The sequence below is a fragment of the Halorubrum sp. CGM5_25_10-8B genome (genome assembly GCF_005435095.1).
Lineage (GTDB): Archaea > Halobacteriota > Halobacteria > Halobacteriales > Haloferacaceae > Halorubrum > Halorubrum ezzemoulense.
Genome location: NZ_SGTY01000004.1, coordinates 168193 through 190088 on the forward strand (window position 1 = coordinate 168193; position 21896 = coordinate 190088).

Here is a 21896-nt window from a genome sequence, read left to right on the forward strand (position 1 = left end):
GATCCGTCGGTATCCGCTTATCAACGAGCGGCCGGGACGTTCGAGCGATCTGCCGTCTCGTCGCGTCACCCGTTCTCACCGCCACCCGCCCGGTATCTCTCTTAAACTCCCGCAACGACCGCTTAACACCCATTCCGCGGCCACCCGTCCTATGCCGGAACGACTCCGCGTGCTCGCAGGCGACTGTCAGGTGACCGACCGCGGCGACCGCACCCGAACCCATCGGGGCCGCGTCGTGGTACTGATCAAACCCGACGACACGACGCTCGTCCACGACGCTGACGGCTACCAGCCCGTCGCGTGGCTCACCCGCCCCGAGAGCGTCGTCGTCGAGGGTGACGGCGACGGGTTCACTGTCACCGCTCGCGACGGATCGCGGCGGCTCCGCGTCGTCGCCGAGGAGGCGACAGCCAGCCGGGCGCTCCCCGTCACGGAGGCGGGCGTCCCGGTCGGCACCTGCCCCGACGACGGCGGCCCGCTCGTGCGGTCGCGCGGCGACGTGGCGTGTCTCGACTGCGAGGCGCGCTGGGGGCTCCCGGCGGGCGCGAGCGTCACGGACGCGACCTGCGACGACTGCGGGCTCCCGAAGATCCGCGTCGAGCGCGGCGAGCCGTTCCACCTCTGTCTCGACCCCGCGTGCGACCCGATGGAGGCGGCCGTCAGCGACCGGTTCGACGGCGCTTGGGAGTGCCCGGACTGCGAGGGGGACCTCCGGGTCCGCTCCGCGCCGGGTCGCGTTTACCTCGGCTGCGAGCGCTATCCCGACTGCGAGACCTCCTTCTCGTTCCCCGCGGGGGTCGCCGTCGACGAGTGCGACTGCGGGCTCCCCGTCTTCGAGACGGCGGCCGGACTAGGTTGTCTTGACGGGACCTGCGAGGTCGACGGCCGCGCGACGGGCGAAAAGCCGGAGCTCACAGGGAAAAGAGACGGCTAACAGCGCTCCGCTCGGCGGGGGTGGCTTACTCGGCGAGCTGCTGGCGGCCCGGCGCGATGAGGCGGTCGAGGTACTCGGCGAGCGCGCCCTTCGCGTCCGCGGGGTGGAGTTCACCCGACTCCAAGTCGGCTTCGAGGGCGTCGTAGGCGTCGTACTCCAAGTCTCCGCCGTACTCCTCCGGGCGCTCGACGGTGACCGCGTCGAACCGCGGGAAGACGTGGTACTCGAACACCTGGAGGACGGGGTTCTCGCGCTCCGCGCCGTCGTCGGTCGGCTCCGGATCTGCCGTCGGCGGGCAGTAGGCGTCGTTCACCTTCGACTCGATGTCCTCGCGGGAGTCCTCCATCGAGATGGTGACGCCCTCGCTGGAGGACATCTTGCCGCGGCCGGTCGCGAGGTCGGCGATCAGCGGCGTGTGGAGGCTCGTCGGCGGCTCGCGGTCGATGCTCGGCAGCACGTCGCGCGCGAGCATGTGGACCTTCCGCTGCTCCATCCCGCCGACCGCGATGTCAACGCCGAGGTACGGGATGTCGAGCGCCTGCATCAGCGGGTAGACGGCCTGCGACACCTTCACCGAGTCGCCCGAGCTGATCTCGGCCATCGCCCGCTCGGCCCGCGCGAGGGTGGTCTCGAGCTCCAGGGCGTGGAGGTCGAGCGTGTAGTCGTCGTCGAGCTGGAAGTCCGAGCCGAGCACGAACTGCGTGTTCGACTCGTCGAGCCCGTAGGCGATGAACTGGTCGCGCATCCGCTCGGCGGTGTGGCGGATCTCCTCGAACGACCCCTTGTCGTTGAGGTAGGCGTGTACGTCCGCGAGGAGGACCGTGACCTCGAAGCCCGCCTCCTGGAGGTCGATGAGCTTGTTCGCGGTGAGCATGTGACCGATGTGGAGCACGCCCGAGGGCTCGTAGCCGACGTACGCCCGCTTTCCTTCGGGGTCGTCGGCCAGCGCCTCGATCTCCGACTCGGTGACCACCTCGGCCGCGTTCCGGGTGATCAGCTCGTGAGCGTCCATACCTCCGAGTGTGCGTTCCCGGACATATGACTTCTGGATGCGTGCCGACGACTCACGCGGAGCGCCGCCAGCGCGCCCGTCGGCCGCTTTGACTCGCCTTCCGGTCGTCCTCGGGCGCGCTCACTCCTCCGTCTCGGGCAGCGTCCGCCCCGCCCGGTGTTCGGAGATGATCCGGTCGATCCGCTCGGCCTTCTCGTCGCGCCGGCGCTGCTCGGCGCGCTCCTCCCAGTCCTCGACGGCGGCCGCGAGGTCCTCCTCGCTCGCGACCGCCAGCTCGTCCACCTCGCGGACCGGCACGGCGTCGGCCGGCACCACGGGGACGGCGCGCTCGAACAGCACCTCGTCGGCGACGTCCGAGAGGTTCCCCTCGCCGCGGATCACGGCCCGCGGCTCCGCCTCCGCGAGCCGCTCCGCGGTCCGCCGGCCAGCGCCCGACGCGTCCCGGAGGTAGACCACGTCGCCGGCGACGAGCCCGTAGGCGTCGTCCGCGGCGTCGAGCGCGTCAAGCGTGAACTGCTCGACCACCTTCACGCTCACCAGCCCCCGCCCCTCGGCCACGTCGCCGAAGTTCGAGTGGTCGAGCCGCCACAGCTCCTTCAGCGTCTCCACCTTGCGTTCGAGGTCGGCGACGCGCTCTTCTGCCTCGTCGCGCTCGCGCTCCAGCCGGTCCGTCTCGCGTTCGAGCCGCGAGACCGCGCGCCGCGAGCGCGCCTCGATGCGCTCCTCGCGTTTCGCCTCCTCCAGCTCGCCCTCCAGCTCAGCGATCCGGTCGTCGCGCTCCTCTAAGTCCTCCTCCAGCGACTCGGCGTGCGACTCCAGCCGGTCGACGCGCTCGCGAAGCCGGCGGATCGTCTCCTCCTCCTCGGTGCGGTCGGGCTCGGTGGGGTCCGCCTCGTCCGCGTCGTCCTCGTCTCCGTCCCCGCCGTCGTCCTCGCTCAGGTCCTCGATGACGGCCTCGACGGACGAGCCGCCCGCGACGACGCCGGCGATCACCGCCCCGCGGTCGAGCCGCGGCGGCGTCTTCGCCGCGATCCGCTCGAACTGGTCCTCGTGGTCGTCGTAGGCGTACAGCGCGGCCGCCAGCGCGTCGCGCTCGTGGTCGTTCGCGTAGCTCGCCTCGCGGGTGCGGTGGAGCTTCTCGTCGACCGGGAGGTCGGTCGTCGGCCGCCACCCGGCGGCGTCGAACGAGCGCCGGAACTTCTCGACCGTCTCCGGCATCGGCTCCACGTCGGCGGCGACGATGATCGGTCGCCCCTGCTCGACGATCCACTCGGTCACCTCGGCGGTGTCGCCGGTGCGGGAGGAGTACAGCGCGTGGACCGTGCCGTCGAGGCCGACGACCGCGGCCGCGGTGGTCGTCCCGGGGTCGATCCCGACGATGACGCGGTCGCGCCGCTTCACCAGCGGCTCGTACTCGATCCCGTCGCGGCGTTCCCGCTCGACCTCGACGCGCACGTCGCCCGCCCGCGAGTTCGACACCGGGATATCCTCGGGGCGGGCCTCGACGGTGAACGTCGCGTTCGCGTAGCCGCCGTACTTCTCGGTCACGTCCCGCTCGAAGTCGAGGTTCGCATCCTTCAGCTTCGACTGGACCTGGCGCGTCCGCTTGCGGACGTTACCGTGGATCCGCCGCGTGTAGCGGTCCTGACTCCACCCGCCATTTCCGGTCGAGCGCCCGCGGGACACCTTGACGGTCGTCTCGTCGGTGAACGCGGTCACCTCGTGGCCGACGTTCGCGGCGGCGAGCCGCGCCGACGCCTCCGCCTCCTTCATCGGCTTCTTGCCGTAGGGGATGCCGTGCCGGGAGGCGACCCGCGAGAGCGGCTCCGGCCGTTCCGCGCCGGTCACCTGGACGAGGCGGGTCCCGTCTGGCAGCGACCGGAGGAAGTTGACGAGCTCCCCCTTGTCCGCCGCCAGCTCGTAGGCGTTGTCGGTGGCGACGTAGAGGGGCTCGCGGTCGTCGATCAGCCGGCAGAGCTTCCGGAACGAGACCACGTCGCGGGTGATCCGGGCCATCGGACCGTCGGCGTCGGGGGCGTCCGGGTCGTCCTCGTCGACGGGGTCCAGGATGACCAGCGCGTAGGAGGGGCTGTCGCCGCGGACGTCGCCGCTGTGGACGTCGACGCCGAACACCGGCCGGTCGCGGGCGCGGATGGTCCGGGTTGTCACATCCCGAGTAGATCGTTGCCGCGTATATACCCCACGCCGGGGGCGGTCGCGGACCGCCACCGCGGGAGCGAGCGGTCAGAGGATTCGGGGCTCTTCGCCGGCCTGCTGTCGCCGGCCGCTGATGACGCCCGGCGTCCCGCCCGTCTGGATGATGTTGAACGCGGTCATCAGGTCCGACCGCGAGATGAGGCCGACGAGTTCGCCGTCGGCGTCGACCACGGGGAGGCGGCCGACGCCGTGTTCCTGCATGGTCTGGAGGGCGGTCAGGGCGTCGGCGTCCGGGTCGACGGCGACGAGGTCGGTCACCATCACGTCGTCGACGCGGTAGGCGTCGCGCTCGACTTCGCGGACCGACCGGGCGTCTTCGAGGGTGACCATCCCGACGAGCTCGTCGCCGTCGAGGACGGGGTAGCCAGTGTGGCGCTCCTCGAACATCCGGCTCATCAGGTCGCCGACCGAGGTGTCCTCCGTCACCGTGTGGAGCCCCTCACGGGGCGTCATCACGTCGCCGACGGTCACGTCCTCGAAGGCGGCCTTCAGGGTCGTCTGCTGGGCCTCGCCCGAGGCGGCGATGTAGACGAAGAAGGCGAGCACGATGAGCAGCAGCTGGAAGGTGAACAGGCCGAAGATCCCCATCAGGAACGCGAACACCTTCCCCACGGAGGCGGCCCGCTGGGTCGCCTGCGCGTGCGGCTGGTTCCGCGCGAGCAGCGCCCGGAGGACCCGCCCGCCGTCCATCGGGAACGCGGGCAGCATGTTGAACACGGCGAGGACGATGTTCAGGAGCGCGAGGTAGCCGAAGACGAAGAGGACGGCGTTCGAGCCGACGGGCGCGACGAGGACGACCCCGTAGCAGGCGATCCCCACCGCGACGCTGACGAGCGGGCCGGCGATCGCGATCCAGAACTCGTGTCTCCAGTCTTCGGGGAACTCGGCGAAGCTGGCGAGGCCGCCGAGCAGCCACAGCGTGATCGACTCGATCTCGTAGCCGTATCGCATGGCGACCAGCGAGTGGCCGAACTCGTGGAGCAGCACCCCGACGAACAGCCCGATCACGGCCGACAGCCCGAGTACCCACGGCGTGGTGCCGCTCGCGACCGCGGTCGCGTCGATCCCGAGACCGGCCGTCTCGTTCATCACCTCCGCGATCATCCCGACCTGCGACCCGATCAGGTACGCGAACAGCGGTAAGACGATCAGAAACGTCCAGTTGAGCCGGATCGGAATTCCGAACGCGCTCCCGATCTTGATTCCACGCATGCCATCGCGTTCGGCCGGTGTGCGGTTAAGTCACAGGGGTCGGTCGACGTTCGAGCCGCCCGGACCGGGCGGTGAGCAATTAAATACGCGCCTCCCGTCACGGTCGCGTATGAGCGACGCAGGCGACGCCGAGTCGGTCGTGAAGCGCGGCGACGACATCGCGTACGAGCCCGTCGAGGCCGCCGAGGGGCTCTCGAAGGGCGTCCTCCTCGACGAGTCGGACGGCGCGCCGACCTTCGCGATGCGCCGGTTCGAGCTCGAACCGGGCGCCGAGGTCCCCCGCCACACCAACGCGATCGAACACGAGCAGTACGTCCTCGCCGGGGAGTACGTCGTCGGGATCGGCGACGAGGAACGCACCGTGTCGGCCGGCGACACTCTCCTGATCCCGCCGGGGGTCGAACACTGGTACCGCAACGAGCGCGACGAGCCCGGCGCGTTCATCTGTGCGGTGCCGAACGGCGACGACGCGATCGAACTCGTCGAGTAGCGGGCGTCCGGGCTCGGCCTCGCGCGCCGCGAGGCGGGCACCTACTCCAGCGTGCCGACGCGGTCGGCGACGTAGCCGAACTGGTCGCGGTAGCCGTTCGGCGATAACAGTACGGGGTAGAATGGCTCGTCGGCGAGCAGCGGTTCGCCGTCGGCGGCCGCGAACCGCTCGCCGGGCTCGACGCGCTCGAAGTTGCGCGCGAACACCTCGTACGCCTCCGCCTCCGGCTTCGGGATCCGCTCGCGGAGTCGGAACACCGACACGTCCTCCCGACCGCCGGCGTCGAGCACGTCGTCGGCGCCGGGCGCGGAGATGGCGCCGGTCGCGGCGAGGAACGCGCGCGACAGCCAGTAGGCGTTGTCAGCGGCCGCCTCGGAGCCCTGGAGCCCCGCCTCCACTTCGAGCGTGTGCGGGTGCTCGATGAGTCGGCCCTCGGTGAACGCGTCCGTCTGGATCACCGCGTCCACGGGGAGGTGCGGCGCGACAGCGCGGGTCACTTCGTCCATCGAGTCGATGACCGCGAACGGCTCCGCGTACGACTGCGTCGAGTGGATCGCGAGGGTCGTACACCCTTCCAGCGCGTCGACCAGTTCGGCCGCGAGCCGGACCTCGTGGGCCTCCGCGTCGGGGTTCCCGGGGAACGCCCGGTTGAGGTCGGCGTCGAGGTAGCGCTCGCCCGCGTCGAGCGCCGCCTCGTTTGCGGTGACGAGGCGGACCGGTCGCTCGGGGTCGAGGTCGGCGTCGAGCAGGCGCTCGACGGCGCGGGCGCCGCAGGGCTCGTCGCCGTGGATCGCGCCGACAACGGCGACCTCGGGCTCCCCGTCGCCCAGATCGTGGATCTCCATACCACACCCTGACGGGCGGCGAATAAGTGGCGTTCGGATCCGCGGCGAGCGGTCCGATCCCCGTGCGTCAGGCAACGCCCGGGATCAGTGCCCCTCGTCGACGCGCTCAGTGTACTCGTAGTCGGCGGGGTACGCCGGCTGACGTGCGCCGTCGAGGGGTATCTGCCACCCGTCGACCGCGGCGGGGTCGTCGAGCGCGGCCCGGAGCGTCTCTCGCACGTCGTCGACGTCGACCCCGTAGAAGTCGCTCGGGATCCCGTCGAGGTACTGGAGGGCCGTCTCGAACAGCGACCGCATCCCCGCGTCGTTCTCGAAGTCGACGCGCTTGTACGCGCCCGCGGCCACCTGGACCATCCCGTGGAGGAAGGCGCTCTCGGCCGTGCCGCTGCCGTAGTTGTACCACTCGTCCTCGAAGCAGTCGTGGCTCTCGTGGTAGGCGCCGTCGTTGAACAGCCGCACGCCGTGTTCGGTCGCGCGTCGGAGCGTCGCGTGTTCCCAGTACCCGCCGACCGCCTGCGCGTCTGGCAGCCCGTCCGCGTCGCCGGATGACGCGTCCGCGTCGCCGGACGACGCTTCCGCCTCTCCGGACGCCGCGCGCGACTCGTCGCCCGCGTGCCACCCGGTCGGGTTCCCGAGCGGCGGGGCGACGCCGGGGTCCCGAGTGTGGTCGTCCATGTGCGTGCCGTTCACGCGGCAGCGACCTAACCGTTTCGCGGCGCCGGCGGCGAAGCCGACCGGCCCGCGAACCGAACCCTTCTTTCCCCCGCTCGCGCTCGGGTCGACCGCATGGACGCCGGACTCCTCGCCGCGGTCGCCGCCGCCGTCGTCTGGGGCGCGTACCTCTTCGTCCTGAAGCGCGCCTTCGCCGGATACCCGCCCGCCGCGCTGACGGTGGCGATCAACGTCGCGGCGGTCTCGTGGTTCCTCGCCGGGACCGGGCTGACGGTCGGGTTCGGCGACGCCGCGGCGGGGGTGTCCGGGCTCGTCGCGCCGCGTCGGGCCGCGGTCGTCGCCGTCACGACCCTCGGGACGGCCGCCGCCTTCGTCCTCTTCTTGCGCGCCATCGACCAGGGGGCGGTGTCGTACGTCGCGCCGATCAACAAGATCGTCCCGATGTTCGTCCTCCCGCTGGAGGTCGGACTGCTCGGGCAGGTCCTCGCGCCGGTCCAGGTCGCCGGCGTCGTCGTCACCACCCTCGCGGTGTACGTCGCGAACTACGAGCCGGGGGGTTTCTTCGCGCCGTTCGCGCGGGCCGCGCGCTCCCGGCCGGCGCAGCTGGCGCTCGCGAGCGCGGCCTGCTACGCGGTCGCCGACGTGGGCAAGCGGGTCGCGCTCCAGGAGTTCTCGATCCCCGGCACGCTGTGGGTGCCGCTCCTGCTCGCCGGCGTCGCGGTCGTCCTCTTTCCGGCGGCGCTCCGGAGCCCGTTCGCGGTCACCCGGCGGGACCTCCCGAAGTTCCTCGCGGCCGGCGGGCTCGTCGCGCTCGGCGAGCACCTGACGACGGTCGCGTTCGCGGCGCTGCCCGCGAGCGTCGCCTCCCCCGTGATCAACACGCAGGCGATCGTCGCGGTGGTCCTCGGGGGCGTGCTGCTCGGCGAGCGGCACTTCCGGCTCCGGCTCGCCGCGGCGGTCCTCGCGGTCGCCGGCGTCGCGATGATCGCCGGCTGACGCGGTCGGCCGCTCGCCGCCACGCCCGTCGCTACCCGAGTAACACTCGTCTCTGGGGCCCGTACGGACCGTATGGAAACCCCGCCGGAGTCGGTCCCGATCGATCACGCCGAGTCGATCGTGAACGCCCTCGGCGACGGCGCGTACGTCCTCGACGCCGACCGGAACCGCGTGTTCGTCAACGACCGCCTCCGCGAGGTGACCGGCTTCGACGAGGCGGTCCTCCACGCGAAACACCCCGAGCGACTCGTCGCGGAGGGGCGCTGGAGCGAGGAGGCGGGCGAGCGCTACCGCACCGCGGTCGAGCGCGTCCTCGGGGCCGAAGCCGACGACGAGCGCGTCCAGCTCACGACGACGGGAGCGACGTAACGACGGAAACGCGGCTGACGCCGATCGAGCGCGGCGGCGCCGTCGTCGGCGCGGTGGGAGTCATCCGCGACGTCACGGCGCGGGTCGAGCGCGAGCGCGAACTGGAGCGCCTCAACGAGCGGCTCGAACGGCTCGCGGGGTTCATCTCGCACGACCTCCGGAACCCCCTGTCGGTCGCGCGGGGGTACGTCGACCTCGCGCGCGAGACCGGCGACACCAAGCAGTTAGCCGCCGCCGAGAGCGCGTTCGGTCGGATCGAGTCGATGATCGACGAGGCGCTCGTAATGGCCCGCGATCCGGACGCGATCGAGACGGAGGACGCCGCGGTCGACCTCGCCGACCTCGCGGCCGACTGCCTGGAGTCGGGCGACTTCGGCGAGATCCCCGCCGGCGCCGACCTCGTCGTCGCGGACGCCGGCGCCGTCACCGGCGACCCGACCCTGCTCCGGCGCGCCGTCGGGAACCTCATCGGCAACGCCTTCGAGTACGGCGGGGACGCCCCCACGGTTCGAGTCGGCGTCGACGACCGCGGGCTGTACGTGGCCGACGACGGTCCCGGGCTCTCGGACGACGAGCGCGACCGCGCGGAACTGACTGACTTCGGCGTCTCTCCCGGGGGCGGGACCGGGATCGGGCTCGCTATCGTCGAGCGCGTGGCGGTCGCGCACGGCTGGACGCTCGAAGTCGACGAGTCCCCAGAGGGGGGCTTCCGGGCGACGCTGGTCGGTGCGGAACCGACGGGATAAAGAGGAGGCCGATCCAACGCCAGTCCGCGTGCGAGGGTAGCCAAGCCCGGAAACGGCGGCGGATTCAAGCTCCGCTCCTGTAGAGGTCCGTGGGTTCAAATCCCTCCCCTCGCATCGCCGGGGTCCACCCCCCGTGATGCGGGAAGACGCTCTCGGAGCGCTCTTCCCTCGCAAAATCCACTCGAACGCCGCGAGCGACTGCTCTGTCAAATCGGCTGCCAGAGGGACCTTCGGTCCCTCGCTGGAGTCAGTCGTCCGAAGCGAAGCGAGGACGACTGACGAGGCCGGGGAGGCGCGAGGTGCGGTTGCTGTGTGGGGCGGGACTCAAACGGGCGGTCGCGACGGCGAAGCACGACGAACAAACACCGCAGGGAGCGAGCGGAGTGAGCGACTGAGGACCACAGCGAGTCGCGCGAGTCCTCGCGACCGGGGCTTTGGCGGTGTTCGCCGATGATCCACGGTCACCGACTTCCGAACAAGCGGTCGACCTGACGGCCTCGATCACCTCGCCGCTACCACACAGTTCTCCACGGTGATCCGACACGTCCCGAAACGACACGAACGTCCAGCGAACCGCGGGGTCCGAAACGGTTTTGCCCCGGCCTGCCGGACGGTCGATATGCCAGCAGATCCCGACACGGGGTACGACCCCTCGCTGGGTCGGAAGTTCGTGTTCGTCACGGGCGGAGTGATGTCCGGGCTGGGCAAGGGCATCACCGCCGCCAGCACCGGGCGCCTTCTCGCCAACGCGGGCTTCGACGTCACCGCCGTCAAGGTGGACCCGTACCTCAACGTCGACGCCGGGACGATGAACCCGTACGAGCACGGTGAGGTGTACGTCCTCAAGGACGGCGGCGAGGTCGACCTCGACCTCGGCAACTACGAGCGCTTCCTCGGCACCGACATGACGTTCGACCACAACGTTACCACGGGGAAGACGTACCAGCACGTCATCGAGCGCGAGCGCGCCGGCGACTACCTCGGCAAGACCGTCCAGATCATCCCGCACGTCACCGACGACATCAAGCGTCGCATCCGGGAGGCCGCCGAGGGGAGCGACGTCTGTCTCGTCGAGATCGGCGGGACGGTCGGAGATATCGAGTCGATGCCGTTCCTCGAAGCCCTCCGCCAGTTCGCCCACGAGGAGGACGACGATGACATCCTCTTCACGCACGTCACCCTCGTCCCGTACTCGAAGAACGGCGAGCAGAAGACGAAGCCCACCCAGCACTCCGTGAAAGAGCTGCGCTCGATCGGCCTCCAGCCCGACATCCTCGTCGGCCGCTCGGAGGACCGGCTCGACCCGGAGACGAAAGAGAAGATCGCGCTCTTCTGTGACGTGCCCACGGACGCCGTCTTCTCGAACCCCGATGTCGAGGACATCTACCACGTCCCGCTGATGGTCGAAGACGAGGGATTAGACGAGTACGTGATGGAGCGGCTCGGCCTCGCCGACGAGGCGCTTCCGAAGGAAGAACGGTCGACGGAGTGGCGCGAGCTGGTCACCCGCGACCGCGACGAGGAGATCGACGTGGCGCTCGTGGGCAAGTACGCGCTTGAAGACGCGTACATGTCGATCCACGAGGCGCTGAAACACGCCGGCATCCAGACCGGCACCGAGGTGAACGTGCTGTGGGTCGATGCCGACGAGACGCAGGCCGAACACGAGAAGCGGCTCGCCGAGGCCGACGCGGTCGTCGTCCCCGGCGGCTTCGGCTCCCGCGGGACCGACGGGAAGATCGAGGCGATCCGCTACGCCCGCGAGAACGGCGTGCCGTTCCTCGGGCTCTGCTTGGGCTTCCAGATGGCCGTCGTCGAACACGCGCGCAACATCCTCGGGCTCGACGGCGCCCACTCCGCGGAGATCGACCCCGACACGCCGCACCCCGTCATCGACCTGCTCCCCGAGCAGTACGAGACGGAGGACATGGGCGGGACGATGCGGCTCGGCGCCCACGAGACCGACATCGAGCCCGACACGCTCGCCGCCCGGGTGTACGACGCCGACGCCTGTACCGAGCGCCACCGCCACCGCTACGAGGTGAACCCCGAGTACATCGACGATCTGGAGGCCGACGGACTCGTCTTCTCGGGGCGCGCCGACAACCGGATGGAGATACTCGAACGCCCGGACCACCCGTTCTTCTTCGGGACGCAGGCGCACCCCGAGTTCCGGTCGCGGCCCGACCGCGCGAGCCCGCCGTTCGTCTCCCTCGTCGAGGCGGCGCTGGGATCGACGGACACAACCGAGCGGAACGCGGACGTGAGGCTATAGATGGTCGAGACGGAGGAATTCATCGCGGAGGCGAAAGCGGAGATACGGGAGGCGATCGGCGACGCGAACGCCGTGATCGCCTTATCCGGCGGGGTCGACTCCTCGGTCGCGGCGACGCTCGCCTACGAGGCGGTCGGCGACCAGCTCACCCCCGTCTACGTCGACACGGGACTGATGCGGAAGGGGGAGACCGCGGAGATACGCGACACGTTCGACTTCATGGAGTCGCTGCGCGTCATCGAGGCGCAGGACCGGTTCTTCGACCGGCTCGAAGGCGTCACCGACCCCGAGGAGAAGCGCCACGTCATCGGCGAGGGGTTCATCGACGAGTTCGAGACGGTCGCGCGCGACGTGGACGCCGACTACCTCGTTCAGGGGACGATCTACCCCGACCGCATCGAGTCGGAGGGGAACATCAAGTCGCACCACAACGTCGGCGGGCTCCCCGAGGTCGTCGACTTCGAGGGGATCGTCGAGCCCGTCCGCGACCTCTACAAGGACGAGGTGCGCGAGGTCGCCCGGGAGCTCGGCCTCGAGGAGATCATCTCCGAGCGCATGCCGTTCCCCGGGCCCGGGCTCGCCGTCCGGATCGTCGGCGAGGTGACCCCCGAGAAGGCCGCGGTCGCCCGCGAGGCGACCCACGTCGTCGAGGAGGAGTTAGCGGAGTACGACCCGTGGCAGGCGTTCGCCGCGGTCCTCGGCAAGGCGACCGGCGTCAAGGGCGACAACCGCGTCCACGGCTGGGTAGTCGCCGTGCGCTCCGTCGAGAGCCGTGACGGGATGACCGCCCGCGCGCAGGAGCTCGACTGGAGTACGCTCCAGCGGATCCAGAGCCGGATCACCGGCGAGAACGAGAACGTGGCGCGGGTCGTCTACGACGTGACCCACAAGCCGCCCGCGACGATCGAGTACGAGTGATGACGGACCAACCACTCGCCGTCGTCGCCGGCCCCGACGAGCACGGGCTCGGCGAGGAGCTCGCCGCGTGCGGCGTCGCGATCAACCGTATCGAGGGGCTCGTCACCGCCGACGCGCTCGCCGAGGCCGGCATCGCCGACGCCGCGTACTTCGTCCTCACCGACGTGGAGGAAGCGACCGGTATCCCGGTCGCGAAAGAAAAGAATCCGGAGGTCCAGATCGTGACGTACGCGAGCCGGTCGCTGCCGGAGTTCGTCGCGACGGTCGCCGACCTCGCGGTCGGCCCCGAACTGCTGGACGCCGCGACGGTCGCCGAGGAGCTGACCGGCGACGCGGACGACCCCGCCGAACCGGCCGACGACGCGGACGGCCCCTCCGAGCCGTGACCGGGGACGAAGCCTCGGCCGACGACGGCCCGACGACCGTCCCGGTCACCCTCTACACCCGCGAGAACTGCTCGTTGTGCGTCGTCGCCCGCGAGACGATCGAGTCGGTCGCCGCCGACCTCGACCCCGTGACGGTCGATATCGACGAGATAGACGTCGATACCGACCCGGAACTGGCCGACGAGTACGGCGAGCGCGTCCCCTACGTGCTGGTCGACGGCCACCCGGCGTTCAAGTACGAGGTCGACGAGCGCGACCTGCGGCTGAAGCTCCTCGCGGCGACCTGATCCGGGTGAAAACGCGCGACGGACCGCCCGGCTCTACCGCCCGGTCTACTGCTCGACCGTCTCCGCCCCGGGCGCGTTGGCCTTCACGCCCGTCACGGCCTCGACGGCGTTCGACCGGGAGGCGTACCCCTCGCCTGAGTCCGCGAGGACGTTGCCGTTGCGGTGACGGAGCCGCCAGCGCCACTCGTCGGCGGCGTCCTCGTATATCTCGAACGCCGCCCCGCCGGCCGCCAGCGCGCTCGCGTTGGGGGCGTACTCGCCGACGCGCTCGACCGCGTCCGTCGCGTTCGACTCGGAGGCGTACCCCTGGCCGGAGTCGGCGATGATGTTCCCGTTGTCGTGGACGAGCCGCCAGCGCCACTTGCCGCCCCTGTCCTCGTAGGCTTCGAACGTCGCCTTGCTCTCGCCGTCGCCCGCCCGGCCCTCCGCCTCCTCGTCGTCCGGGAACTCGAGCCCCGCGCCGCCCGCGTTGGACCTGACGCTGTCGAGCCCCTGCTGTGCCTTCGACCGGGAGGCGTACCCCTGGCCGGAGTCGGCGATGACGTTCCCGTTCTGGTGGACGAGCCGCCAGCGGTACTCGCTGGCCGCGTCCTCGAACACCTCGAACGCGGCGGGGTCGATCCGGAGGTAGTCCGCGGCCGCGACGTGGTCGCGCAGCTTCGAGAGCGCGCGCTTCGCGTTCGACTTGGAGGCGTACCCCTCGCCGGAGTCGCCGACGATCTCGCCGTTGTCGTGGCGGAGCCGAAAGCGCCACTCGTCGGCGGCGTCGGCGTACAGCTCGAACGTCGCGTCGCTCTCCGGGCCCTCCGTCTCGTCCGGGATGGCCACGTCCGGGTCCGTCGCGTCGGTCGGCTCCGGGCCGTCGTCGTCGGCCACGGCCGCCGCCTCCTCGACCGGCGTCTCGATCCGGAGGAGGCCGGCGCCGAGCGCGTTCCGGCGCACGCTGTGGAGGCCCTGCTGGGCTTTCCCGCGGCTGCTGTACCCCTGTCCGGCGGTCGCGATGACGTTGCCGTTGCGGTGGCGGAGCCGCCAGCGCGGCTTCCCGCTCGCGTCCTCGAACAGCTCGAACCGGGCCTTGCTCTCGCGCAGCGACGCGACGACGGCCTCCGCGGCCGTCAGCTCGTCACGGGTCGCTTCGAGGTCGGCCTCTGTCTCCGAGAGATCTTCACGGGCCGCCTCCAGCTCGGACTCCGTCGCCGCCAGCTCGCCGCGGGTCGCCGCCAGCTCCTCACCCGCCTCCTCGGCCGTCGCGGTCGCCGCGGCGGCCTCGTCGCGCATGCGCTCGTAGTCCTCGTAGACGGGGTCCGAGAGCAGGGGGACGACCGTCCCCGCGACCCCGATCAGGAGGAGCCCGACCCCGTAGACGGTGATCACGGCCGGGTCGCCCGACGCGGTGAGCCACCCGTCCGGGAAGACGTTCACGAACCACACGACGCCGAGGACGCTCACCGCCGTGCCGAGGTAGCCGAGGTACGTCCCGGTCCGCCGGAGCGGGAACCGGATCACGGCCCCGAGCATCACGAACGGCGGGGCCAGCGCGGCCAGCGCGTACCCGACGCCGCGGGCGACGGTCGCCGACTCGGTGAGGAGAAACACCGCGACGCCGGCGAGGCCGAGCAGCACGCCGAAGCCGAACAGCCAGTAGCCGTTCACCTCGTCGGTCGTCGTCGGCGTGCCGATTCGCCGCCGGTACAGTCCGCCGCCGTCTTGTTTGTCATCTGTTGCCATATGACGGCTGACTCCGGCCAGCCGGTTATATGTAGTGGCGATTGACACGAGCGCGCGTTCGCCTCCCCGACTACCGCGACCCGAGCGTTTACGACCCTGACGCTCCCTCGTGGTGGCATGTACGTACTGCGAGGCGGTCGCGTGGCGGACGCCGAGGGGACCCGCGAGGCCGACGTGGCGGTCGCGGACGGCGATATCGTCGCGGTCGGCGAGCCGGCGGCGGTCGACGACGCGGTCGCGGAGCGCGACGCGGGGGAGGTCACGGAGGTCGACGCCGACGGGCGGGTCGTCTCGCCCGGACTGATCGACGCGCACGTCCACGCGATGATGGACGGGCGACCGGACGTCTCGACGGCGGTCTCCGACAGCGACTACGCGGCGAGCTACCGGGCCGCGAGCAACCTCGAGGCCGCGGTCGAAGCGGGCGTCACGACCGTCCGCGACCTCGGCAGCCGCGGGACGCTCGCGCTCGACGCCGGCGAGGCGATCGCGGCCGGCGACATCGACGGGCCGCGCGTGCTCGCCTGCGGCCGCAACGTGATCATGACCGGCGGCCACGGCAACTGGTTCGGTCGGGAGGCCGACGGCCCCGCAGAGGTGCGGAAGGCGGCCCGCGAGCAGCTGAAGGCGGGCGCGGACGTGCTCAAGTGTATGGCCACCGGCGGTGTGCTCACCGAGGGCGCGGTGACGGGTGCGCCCGAACTGACACCCGAGGAGCTCGCCGCGTTCACCGACGCCGCGGCGCCCACGGACACGCCGACCGCGGCCCACGCTCACGGCGAGGTCGGGATCAAGAACGCGGTGGAGGCCGGCATCTCCAGTATCGAACACGGGACGTTCATGGACCGCGAGGCCGCCGAAATGATGGCCGAGCGCGGCACCTACTGGGTGCCGACCGCGAGCGCCCTCCGCGGAATCGTCGACAACGGGATCGAGGCCGGGATCCCCGAAGACGCCGTCGCGAAGGCCGAGGACGCCGCCGAGCGCTTCGGCGACGCGTGGGACCACGCGCTCGACGCGGGCGTCCCGATCGCGATGGGGACCGACGCGGGCACGCCGTTCAACTTCTTCGAGGAGATCCCGCAGGAGATGGGGTACATGGTCGATTACGGGCTCTCGCCGGAGCGCGCGCTGGAGGCCGCCACCGTCAACGCCGCCGACCTGCTCGGACTCGACGACGTGGGGCTCGTCGCCGAGGGGTATCGGGCCGACCTCGTCGTCCTCGACGCCGACCCGACCGAGGACGTCGAGGCGTGGCGGGACCCGGACGCGGTGTTCGCCCGCGGCGAGCGCGTCGCCTGACGGCCGACCCGGACACCGTCCGACGGCCGCTCGCGAACCGGCCTTTTTACCGGGTCGCGCCCCGACGATCGACCGATGACGACCTCGTCGACCCGGCACGCGGACCCGGACGAGAACCCTTACGTCGAAGACCCGCCGACAGACTTCGACCCGGTCGCCGACCTCTCCGAGGACGAGGCCGCCGAACAGGCCGCCCTGCTCCGGGCGGCCGTCCGCGAACACGACCACCGGTACTACGTCGAGGCCGCCCCCCTCGTCACCGACGAGGAGTACGACCGGCTGTTCGCCCGACTGGCGGACCTCGAAGCGGCGTTCGACCTCCCGACCGAGGACTCGCCGACGCGCCGAGTCGGTGGCGAACCGCTCGACGAGCTGGAGAGCGTCGAGCACGTCGCGCCGATGCGCTCGGTCGACAACGACACCGACGCCGACGCCGTCCGCGAGTTCGACGAGCGCGTCCGCGAGGGGTTGGCGGACGCGGCCGACGCCGGCGACCTCCCCGGGTTCGACCCCGGCGACCTCGCGTACGTCTGCGAGCCGAAGTTCGACGGGCTCTCCGTCGAGGTGGTGTACGAAGGCGGCGCGTACGTCCGCGCGGCCACGCGCGGTGACGGGCGCGAGGGCGACGACGTGACCGAGCAGGTCCGGACGATCGGATCGGTCCCCGCGCGGCTCCGGGGCGACGACCACCCCGAGCGCCTCGCGGTCCGCGGGGAGGTGTACATGCCCCGCGACGCATTCGAGGCGTACAACGAGGCGCTCATGGAGCGCGGCGAGGAGCCCTTCGCGAACCCTCGGAACGCAGCGGCCGGGACGCTCCGCCAGCTCGACCCCGCGGTCGTCGCCGAGCGCCCCCTCGACGTCTTCTTCTTCGACGTGCTGGCGTGGGAGGCGGGCGACGACGGCCCCGAGCGCCCCGCGCGCCACCGCGACGCGCTCGACGCGTTCGCGTCGCTCGGCCTCCGGCGGAACGACCGCGTGAAAGTCGTCGACGATGTCGAGGCCGCGATCGACTATCGCGACGAGATCCTCGCCGCCCGCGACGAGCTGAACTACGCGGTCGACGGCGTCGTGATCAAGGTCGACGCGCAAGCGCACCGCGAGGCGCTCGGGAGCACGTCGCGCGCGCCGCGGTGGGCGTTCGCGCATAAGTTCCCGCCGCGGACCGCGACGACAACGGTCGAGGGCGTCACGGTCCAGGTGGGCCGCACCGGACGGCTCACGCCCGTCGCCGAGCTCGACCCCGTCGCGGTCGGCGGGGTCACCGTCTCGCGCGCGACGCTCCACAACCCCGCGGAGATCGAGGCGCTCGGCGTGAACGTCGGCGACCGGGTCCGGATCTACCGCGCGGGCGACGTGATCCCCTACGTCCCGGAGGTCGTCGAGAAGCGGTCGGAGGGGACCTACGAGTTCCCCGACGCCTGCCCGGTCTGCGGCGCCGCGGTCGAGCGCGACGGCCCGCTCGCGTTCTGTACCGGCGGGCTCGGCTGCCCCGCGCAGCTGGAGCGGGCGGTCGAACACTGGGCGCGCCGCGACGCGCTCGACGTGGAGGGGCTCGGCCCGGAGCGCGTCGAACAGCTCCGCGAGGCCGGCCTCGTCGAGTCGCTGCCGGACCTGTACGACCTGACCGCCGCCGATCTCGCGGCACTGGAAGGGTGGGGCGAGACGAGCGCCGAGAACCTGATCGCCGAGCTCGACGCCACCCGCGACCCGCCGCTCGACGACTTCCTCGCCGGACTCGGGATCCCGGACGTCGGCGCGACGACGGCGCGGGCGCTCGCCGCGCACTTCGGGACGCTCGACGCCCTCCTCGACGCCGACGAGGCGGCCCTCCGCGAGGTCGACGACGTCGGCCCCGAAGTGGCCGGGTCGATCCGCTCGTTCTTCGACCGCGAGGAGAACCGCGCCGCGATCGCGGGGCTCCGCGAGCGCGGCGTCGACCCCGAGCCGTTCGAGAGCGACGTGGGTGACGGTCCGGCCGACGCGCTCGACGGCCTCACCTTCGTGTTCACCGGGTCGCTCTCCGTCCCGCGGAGCGAGGCCCAGGCGCACGTCGAGGCGCACGGCGCGTCGGCGACGTCGAGCGTCTCCGGGAACACGGATTACCTCGTCGCCGGCGAGAACCCGGGCCGGTCGAAGCGCGACGACGCGGCCGCCGAGGACGTGCCGGTCGTCGACGAGGACGGGTTCGGCGACCTGCTCGCGGACCGCGGCGTCGACTGGCCGCCGACCGACGACTGAGGCGACGGGAACGGGGGCACCGTCGGCCGCGCTCCGCGGCGACCCGCAACCATTTATCAACTTACGACGGAACCGAATGATATGACCGCGATCGAACTGCGGGGCGTGACCAAGGAGTTCGGCGACGTCACGGCCGTCCGCGACCTCGATCTCACCGTCGAAGACGGCGAGGTGTACGGGTTCCTCGGCCCGAACGGCGCGGGCAAGTCGACGACGATCGACATGCTCTTGGACCTCGTCCGCCCGACGGCGGGGACGGTCCGCGTCCTCGGTGCCGACGTGGCGACCGACGGGGTCGATGTCCGGCGTCGGACCGGCGTGCTCCCCGACGGATTCTCTGTGTACGACCGCCTCTCCGGGCGGAAACACGTCGAGTTCGCCGTGGAGTCGAAAGAGGCCGCGGACGACCCAGACGCGCTGTTGGCGCGCGTCGGGCTCGCCGACGCCGCCGACCGGGCCGCCGGGGAGTACTCGAAGGGGATGCGCCAGCGGCTCGCCCTCGCGATGGCGCTCGTCGACGACCCCGACCTGCTGGTCCTCGACGAGCCCTCCTCCGGCCTCGACCCGGCCGGCGCGAAGGAGATGCGCGAGATCGTCCGCGCGGAGGCCGAGCGCGGTGCGACCGTCTTCTTCTCCTCGCACATCCTCGAACAGGTCGACGCCGTCTGCGACCGCGTGGGCATCCTCCGCGACGGCGAACTGGTGGCCGAAGACTCCGTCGAGGGGCTCCGCGAGGCCGTCGGCGGCGAGGAGACGCTCGACGTCGCGGCTGCCGGCGCCGACGACGAGGCGGTGGCGGCGGTCCGCGCGCTCGACGGCGTCTCGGGCGTCACCCGCGACGGCGACGAACTGGTGGTGAACTGCGACAGCGACGCGAAGACCGAGGTCATCGCCGCCTTGGAGGACGCCGGCGTCGCGGTCGCCGACTTCCACACCCGCGAGGCGTCGCTGGAGGACCTCTTCCTCGCCTACACGGAGGGCGACGCGGCGACGCGCGACGCCGGCGCCGCCGCCTCCGCGCCGACCGAAGGCGAACCGACCGACGACGCGACGGACGACGATTCGGCGTCCGAGGAGGTGGACCGATGAGCCTCGTCGCCATCGCCCGGAAGGACTTCCAAGAGACGGTCCGGTCGCGGGGCATGATCGCTCTGGTGGTGCTGTTCTCGCTGCTCGTCGCGGCGTTCGCGTTCGCCGTGCGCCCCACGGCCGAGAGCGAGCAGTTCGCCACGGAGGTGCTGTTGAGCGTCTTCATTGGTCCGTTCCTCGTCACGACGCTCGTCCCGCTCGTCGGCGTCGTCGTCGGCTACAACGCGGTGAGCGGCGAGCGCGAGTCCGGCTCGCTGAAACTGCTCCTGTCGCTGCCGCACTCGCGGGCGGACGTGGTCTTCGGCAAGGTCGTCGGCCGCGGCGCGGCGCTCGCGCTCGCGGTGTTCGCCGGCTTCCTGCTCCCTGCGCTCGTGTTGATCGCCGCGCCCGTCGTGTTCAACGGCGGCGCGTTCCTCGGGTACACGGTGTTCGCGGCCGCGCTCGGCGTCGTGTTCGTCTCGATCGCGGTGGGCTTCTCCGCCGCGTCGTCGACCCAGCGCCGGGCGCTCATCGGCGGCGTCGCGATCTACGTCCTCTTCGTCCTGCTCTGGGGCGCGGTCACCGGGCGGCTCGTCGGGGCGGCCGGCCCCCTCGTCGACGCGCTCCCGGTGTCGGCGACGCAGCTCCGGGTGTTCCTCCGCGTCTCGAACCCCACGACCGCGGTGGAGGCGCTGTCGAACGCGTTCCTCGGCGAACAGCTGTTCAGCGGCGAGACGGCGAACCGGCAGCTCTCCGCGGCCGCGATGTTAGTCTTCTGGACGCTCGCACCGCCGCTCGCCGGCCTGCTGAAGTTCGACGCCGACGACCTGTAAGCGGGGGCCGCGCCTGCGGCTCGCGGAGTTGCTCGCCGCAGGAAGTTGGATCGGGGGGATTCGAATCGCGCCCTCAGACACGCACGTCGCTGTCGCTCACGGTGTGTTCGCGACAGCGACAGTGGGCTCGGGCGGGTTCGAACCGAAATCGGACGTGCTCGTTCGCTCCGCTCGCTGCGCGCGACCGATAGGGTTCGACAGCCCTCGCAGACATCTCTGTGACTCACTTCGTTCGTCCCAGAAATGGGCTCGGGCGGGTTCGACCAGCCTCCTCGCCTCGCCGTCTGGTGATTCTGGAGACAATAGAGATGCCGAACCCCAAGTTAGAACCCGAGGAAGCCAAGGCGACGTATTTGGAATCCAGACGCACCGACCTACGGGAATCAACCCTACAAACGCACCATTACAGGCTGAAGCACTTCGTGCGCTGGTGCGATATCAACGACATCGATGATGTCTCCACACTCACAAGGCCCGAGATAGATTCGTATGCTAACTGGCGTCGAGAGGATGGAGACCTCACCAAAGCCTCGATGAAGGGCCAAATGGACACCTTACGGGCCTTTTTGCGGTATCTCGGGAGAGTCGGAGCCGTCGAACCCGACCTTCATGAAGCCGTCCCTTCCGTAACGATGTCCCGAAGTGAAGAGAGAAACGACCGCATAGTAGGAGCCGAAGAAGCCCGTTCGATATTGGAAACGCTTGACCGATATCACTATGCTAGTGTGAGACACGTCTGGTTTTTGCTAGCGTGGCGAACATCTGCTAGAATCAGTAGTTTGCGTGCGTTAGACGTGCGTGACTACGATGAAGAGGAACAGTACATCTACTACAAGGAGAGAGACAGCACCAAACTCAAAAACGGGATGACAGGAGAACGCCCTGTTGCTCTCTCCGACGAGACCTGTGCCGTCCTCGATGACTATCTCGCTCAGAACCGAACCGAGGTAGAGGACGAGCATGGACGTAACCCCTTGATTTCATCTGCGCACGGTAGAGTTCACCGCAATACGATGAGAAGGTGGTGCTACAGTCTGACCTGTCCGTCGTTTCGGGGAGAAGATGATTGTGAGTGCCAGAATAATTCGAACGAAGCATACCGATGTGATGACTCTGTATCACCACATGCCGTCCGTCGTGGTTCCATAACTCATTTTCTGCGGAATGACCTGCCGATGAAGGTGGTCTCTGACAGGGCCGATGTGAGTGAAGATGTCTTAGAGAAACACTACGATTCTCGTGGCGAGAAAGAGAAAATGGAGCAACGGCGGTCGTATCTCGATAACGTCTAAGTCTACTTTTCTTTCTTTCGTGTGGTGTGCTAACGTTTATCGAGGTAATAACAAAAGGAAGCGGATGTTTTTG

General features: G+C 70.4%; 18 protein-coding genes, 1 tRNA gene and 1 pseudogene. 14 read left to right on the forward strand and 6 right to left on the reverse strand.

Translation table 11 applies throughout. The features are described from left to right. The first annotated feature begins 151 nt into the window (after positions 1-151). Positions 152-934, forward strand: a complete 783-nt coding sequence (locus EXE51_RS05200) for a topoisomerase DNA-binding C4 zinc finger domain-containing protein (RefSeq protein ID WP_179233221.1) — start codon at positions 152-154, stop codon at positions 932-934. 25 nt (positions 935-959) lie between these two features. Here the strand turns inward: EXE51_RS05200 and EXE51_RS05205 are convergent, their stop codons facing one another. The 3 genes from EXE51_RS05205 to EXE51_RS05215 all read right to left on the reverse strand — a co-directional run bounded on the left by EXE51_RS05205 (position 960) and on the right by EXE51_RS05215 (position 5375). Further along, the gene (locus EXE51_RS05205; protein WP_094552275.1) at positions 960-1946 is read right to left on the reverse strand and encodes a tyrosine--tRNA ligase; all 987 of its coding nucleotides are present in this window, start codon (positions 1944-1946) and stop codon (positions 960-962) included. 120 nt (positions 1947-2066) lie between these two features. After that, positions 2067-4115 carry a DUF460 domain-containing protein gene (locus tag EXE51_RS05210; protein WP_094495183.1) on the reverse strand — a complete coding sequence of 683 codons (2049 nt, stop codon included), beginning with the start codon at positions 4113-4115 and terminating at the stop codon, positions 2067-2069. A 75-nt stretch (positions 4116-4190) separates the two neighbouring features. Continuing rightward, a complete protein-coding gene (locus EXE51_RS05215) occupies positions 4191-5375 on the reverse strand; it encodes a CBS domain-containing protein (RefSeq protein WP_049932738.1) in 1185 nt (394 codons plus the stop codon). Between the two features lie 109 nt (positions 5376-5484). Between EXE51_RS05215 and EXE51_RS05220 the strand changes: the two genes are divergently transcribed. Next, on the forward strand, positions 5485-5865 hold the full coding sequence (locus EXE51_RS05220) for a cupin domain-containing protein (RefSeq protein WP_049932736.1): 381 nt from the start codon (positions 5485-5487) through the stop codon (positions 5863-5865). A gap of 41 nt (positions 5866-5906) precedes the next feature. Here the strand turns inward: EXE51_RS05220 and EXE51_RS05225 are convergent, their stop codons facing one another. Together EXE51_RS05225 and EXE51_RS05230 are read right to left on the reverse strand one after the other, a co-directional pair. Then, positions 5907-6710, reverse strand: a complete 804-nt coding sequence (locus tag EXE51_RS05225; protein WP_086215233.1) for a succinylglutamate desuccinylase/aspartoacylase family protein — start codon at positions 6708-6710, stop codon at positions 5907-5909. 84 nt (positions 6711-6794) lie between these two features. Then, positions 6795-7385, reverse strand: a complete 591-nt coding sequence (locus tag EXE51_RS05230) for a DUF309 domain-containing protein (RefSeq protein WP_086220063.1) — start codon at positions 7383-7385, stop codon at positions 6795-6797. 111 nt (positions 7386-7496) lie between these two features. On the opposite strand from EXE51_RS05230, the gene EXE51_RS05235 reads away from it, so the two are divergent. From EXE51_RS05235 to EXE51_RS05265, 7 genes and pseudogenes are all read left to right on the forward strand, one after another. Beyond that, on the forward strand, positions 7497-8378 hold the full coding sequence (locus EXE51_RS05235; protein ID WP_049932727.1) for an EamA family transporter: 882 nt from the start codon (positions 7497-7499) through the stop codon (positions 8376-8378). Between the two features lie 72 nt (positions 8379-8450). Then, positions 8451-9493 (forward strand): annotated as a pseudogene (locus EXE51_RS05240) (ATP-binding protein). 30 nt (positions 9494-9523) lie between these two features. Then, positions 9524-9607: transfer RNA gene (locus EXE51_RS05245), tRNA-Leu, on the forward strand. Positions 9608-10112: 505 nt separating this feature from the next. Continuing rightward, complete coding sequence (locus tag EXE51_RS05250; protein WP_049932723.1) at positions 10113-11768, forward strand: CTP synthase; 1656 nt, start codon at positions 10113-10115, stop codon at positions 11766-11768. Further along, positions 11769-12686 carry a glutamine-hydrolyzing GMP synthase gene (guaA, locus tag EXE51_RS05255; protein WP_049932721.1) on the forward strand — a complete coding sequence of 306 codons (918 nt, stop codon included), beginning with the start codon at positions 11769-11771 and terminating at the stop codon, positions 12684-12686. It abuts the gene before it with no gap. Continuing rightward, the gene (locus tag EXE51_RS05260; protein WP_094552272.1) at positions 12686-13072 is read left to right on the forward strand and encodes a CTP synthetase; all 387 of its coding nucleotides are present in this window, start codon (positions 12686-12688) and stop codon (positions 13070-13072) included. Before guaA ends, EXE51_RS05260 begins: the two co-directional genes overlap by 1 nt. After that, positions 13069-13359: a glutaredoxin family protein gene (locus tag EXE51_RS05265; RefSeq protein WP_049932718.1), complete on the forward strand. Its 291-nt coding sequence runs from the start codon at positions 13069-13071 to the stop codon at positions 13357-13359. The genes EXE51_RS05260 and EXE51_RS05265 overlap by 4 nt, the downstream gene beginning before the upstream one ends. Before the next feature lie 45 nt (positions 13360-13404). On the opposite strand, the gene EXE51_RS05270 is transcribed toward EXE51_RS05265, so the two are convergent. Continuing rightward, positions 13405-15087 (reverse strand): HVO_2922 family protein, encoded by a 1683-nt coding sequence (locus EXE51_RS05270; protein ID WP_137692148.1) that lies wholly within the window; start codon positions 15085-15087, stop codon positions 13405-13407. Positions 15088-15204: 117 nt separating this feature from the next. Between EXE51_RS05270 and EXE51_RS05275 the strand changes: the two genes are divergently transcribed. From EXE51_RS05275 to EXE51_RS18205, 5 genes are all read left to right on the forward strand, one after another. Next, positions 15205-16389 carry an amidohydrolase family protein gene (locus tag EXE51_RS05275; protein ID WP_176450643.1) on the forward strand — a complete coding sequence of 395 codons (1185 nt, stop codon included), beginning with the start codon at positions 15205-15207 and terminating at the stop codon, positions 16387-16389. Positions 16390-16464: 75 nt separating this feature from the next. Further along, positions 16465-18630 carry an NAD-dependent DNA ligase LigA gene (ligA, locus tag EXE51_RS05280; RefSeq protein ID WP_137692149.1) on the forward strand — a complete coding sequence of 722 codons (2166 nt, stop codon included), beginning with the start codon at positions 16465-16467 and terminating at the stop codon, positions 18628-18630. An 81-nt stretch (positions 18631-18711) separates the two neighbouring features. Continuing rightward, a complete protein-coding gene (locus EXE51_RS05285; protein ID WP_137692150.1) occupies positions 18712-19719 on the forward strand; it encodes an ABC transporter ATP-binding protein in 1008 nt (335 codons plus the stop codon). Further along, complete coding sequence (locus EXE51_RS05290; RefSeq protein ID WP_089308448.1) at positions 19716-20531, forward strand: ABC transporter permease subunit; 816 nt, start codon at positions 19716-19718, stop codon at positions 20529-20531. Before EXE51_RS05285 ends, EXE51_RS05290 begins: the two co-directional genes overlap by 4 nt. A gap of 308 nt (positions 20532-20839) precedes the next feature. Further along, positions 20840-21823 (forward strand): site-specific integrase, encoded by a 984-nt coding sequence (locus EXE51_RS18205; RefSeq protein ID WP_158413876.1) that lies wholly within the window; start codon positions 20840-20842, stop codon positions 21821-21823. The last annotated feature ends 73 nt before the right edge of the window (positions 21824-21896 follow it).

Bases quoted from the DNA above. Each gene is read 5' to 3' on its own strand.
- EXE51_RS05200 (WP_179233221.1), top strand. From the start codon at position 152: ATGCCGGAACGACTCCGCGTGCTCGCAGGCGACTGTCAGGTGACCGAC.
- EXE51_RS05205 (WP_094552275.1), bottom strand. From the start codon at position 1,946: ATGGACGCTCACGAGCTGATCACCCGGAACGCGGCCGAGGTGGTCACC.
- EXE51_RS05215 (WP_049932738.1), bottom strand. From the start codon at position 5,375: ATGCGTGGAATCAAGATCGGGAGCGCGTTCGGAATTCCGATCCGGCTC.
- EXE51_RS05220 (WP_049932736.1), top strand. From the start codon at position 5,485: ATGAGCGACGCAGGCGACGCCGAGTCGGTCGTGAAGCGCGGCGACGAC.
- EXE51_RS05225 (WP_086215233.1), bottom strand. From the start codon at position 6,710: ATGGAGATCCACGATCTGGGCGACGGGGAGCCCGAGGTCGCCGTTGTC.
- EXE51_RS05230 (WP_086220063.1), bottom strand. From the start codon at position 7,385: ATGGACGACCACACTCGGGACCCCGGCGTCGCCCCGCCGCTCGGGAAC.
- EXE51_RS05235 (WP_049932727.1), top strand. From the start codon at position 7,497: ATGGACGCCGGACTCCTCGCCGCGGTCGCCGCCGCCGTCGTCTGGGGC.
- EXE51_RS05250 (WP_049932723.1), top strand. From the start codon at position 10,113: ATGCCAGCAGATCCCGACACGGGGTACGACCCCTCGCTGGGTCGGAAG.
- guaA (WP_049932721.1), top strand. From the start codon at position 11,769: ATGGTCGAGACGGAGGAATTCATCGCGGAGGCGAAAGCGGAGATACGG.
- EXE51_RS05260 (WP_094552272.1), top strand. From the start codon at position 12,686: ATGACGGACCAACCACTCGCCGTCGTCGCCGGCCCCGACGAGCACGGG.
- EXE51_RS05270 (WP_137692148.1), bottom strand. From the start codon at position 15,087: ATGGCAACAGATGACAAACAAGACGGCGGCGGACTGTACCGGCGGCGA.
- EXE51_RS05275 (WP_176450643.1), top strand. From the start codon at position 15,205: ATGTACGTACTGCGAGGCGGTCGCGTGGCGGACGCCGAGGGGACCCGC.
- ligA (WP_137692149.1), top strand. From the start codon at position 16,465: ATGACGACCTCGTCGACCCGGCACGCGGACCCGGACGAGAACCCTTAC.
- EXE51_RS05285 (WP_137692150.1), top strand. From the start codon at position 18,712: ATGACCGCGATCGAACTGCGGGGCGTGACCAAGGAGTTCGGCGACGTC.
- EXE51_RS05290 (WP_089308448.1), top strand. From the start codon at position 19,716: ATGAGCCTCGTCGCCATCGCCCGGAAGGACTTCCAAGAGACGGTCCGG.
- EXE51_RS18205 (WP_158413876.1), top strand. From the start codon at position 20,840: ATGCCGAACCCCAAGTTAGAACCCGAGGAAGCCAAGGCGACGTATTTG.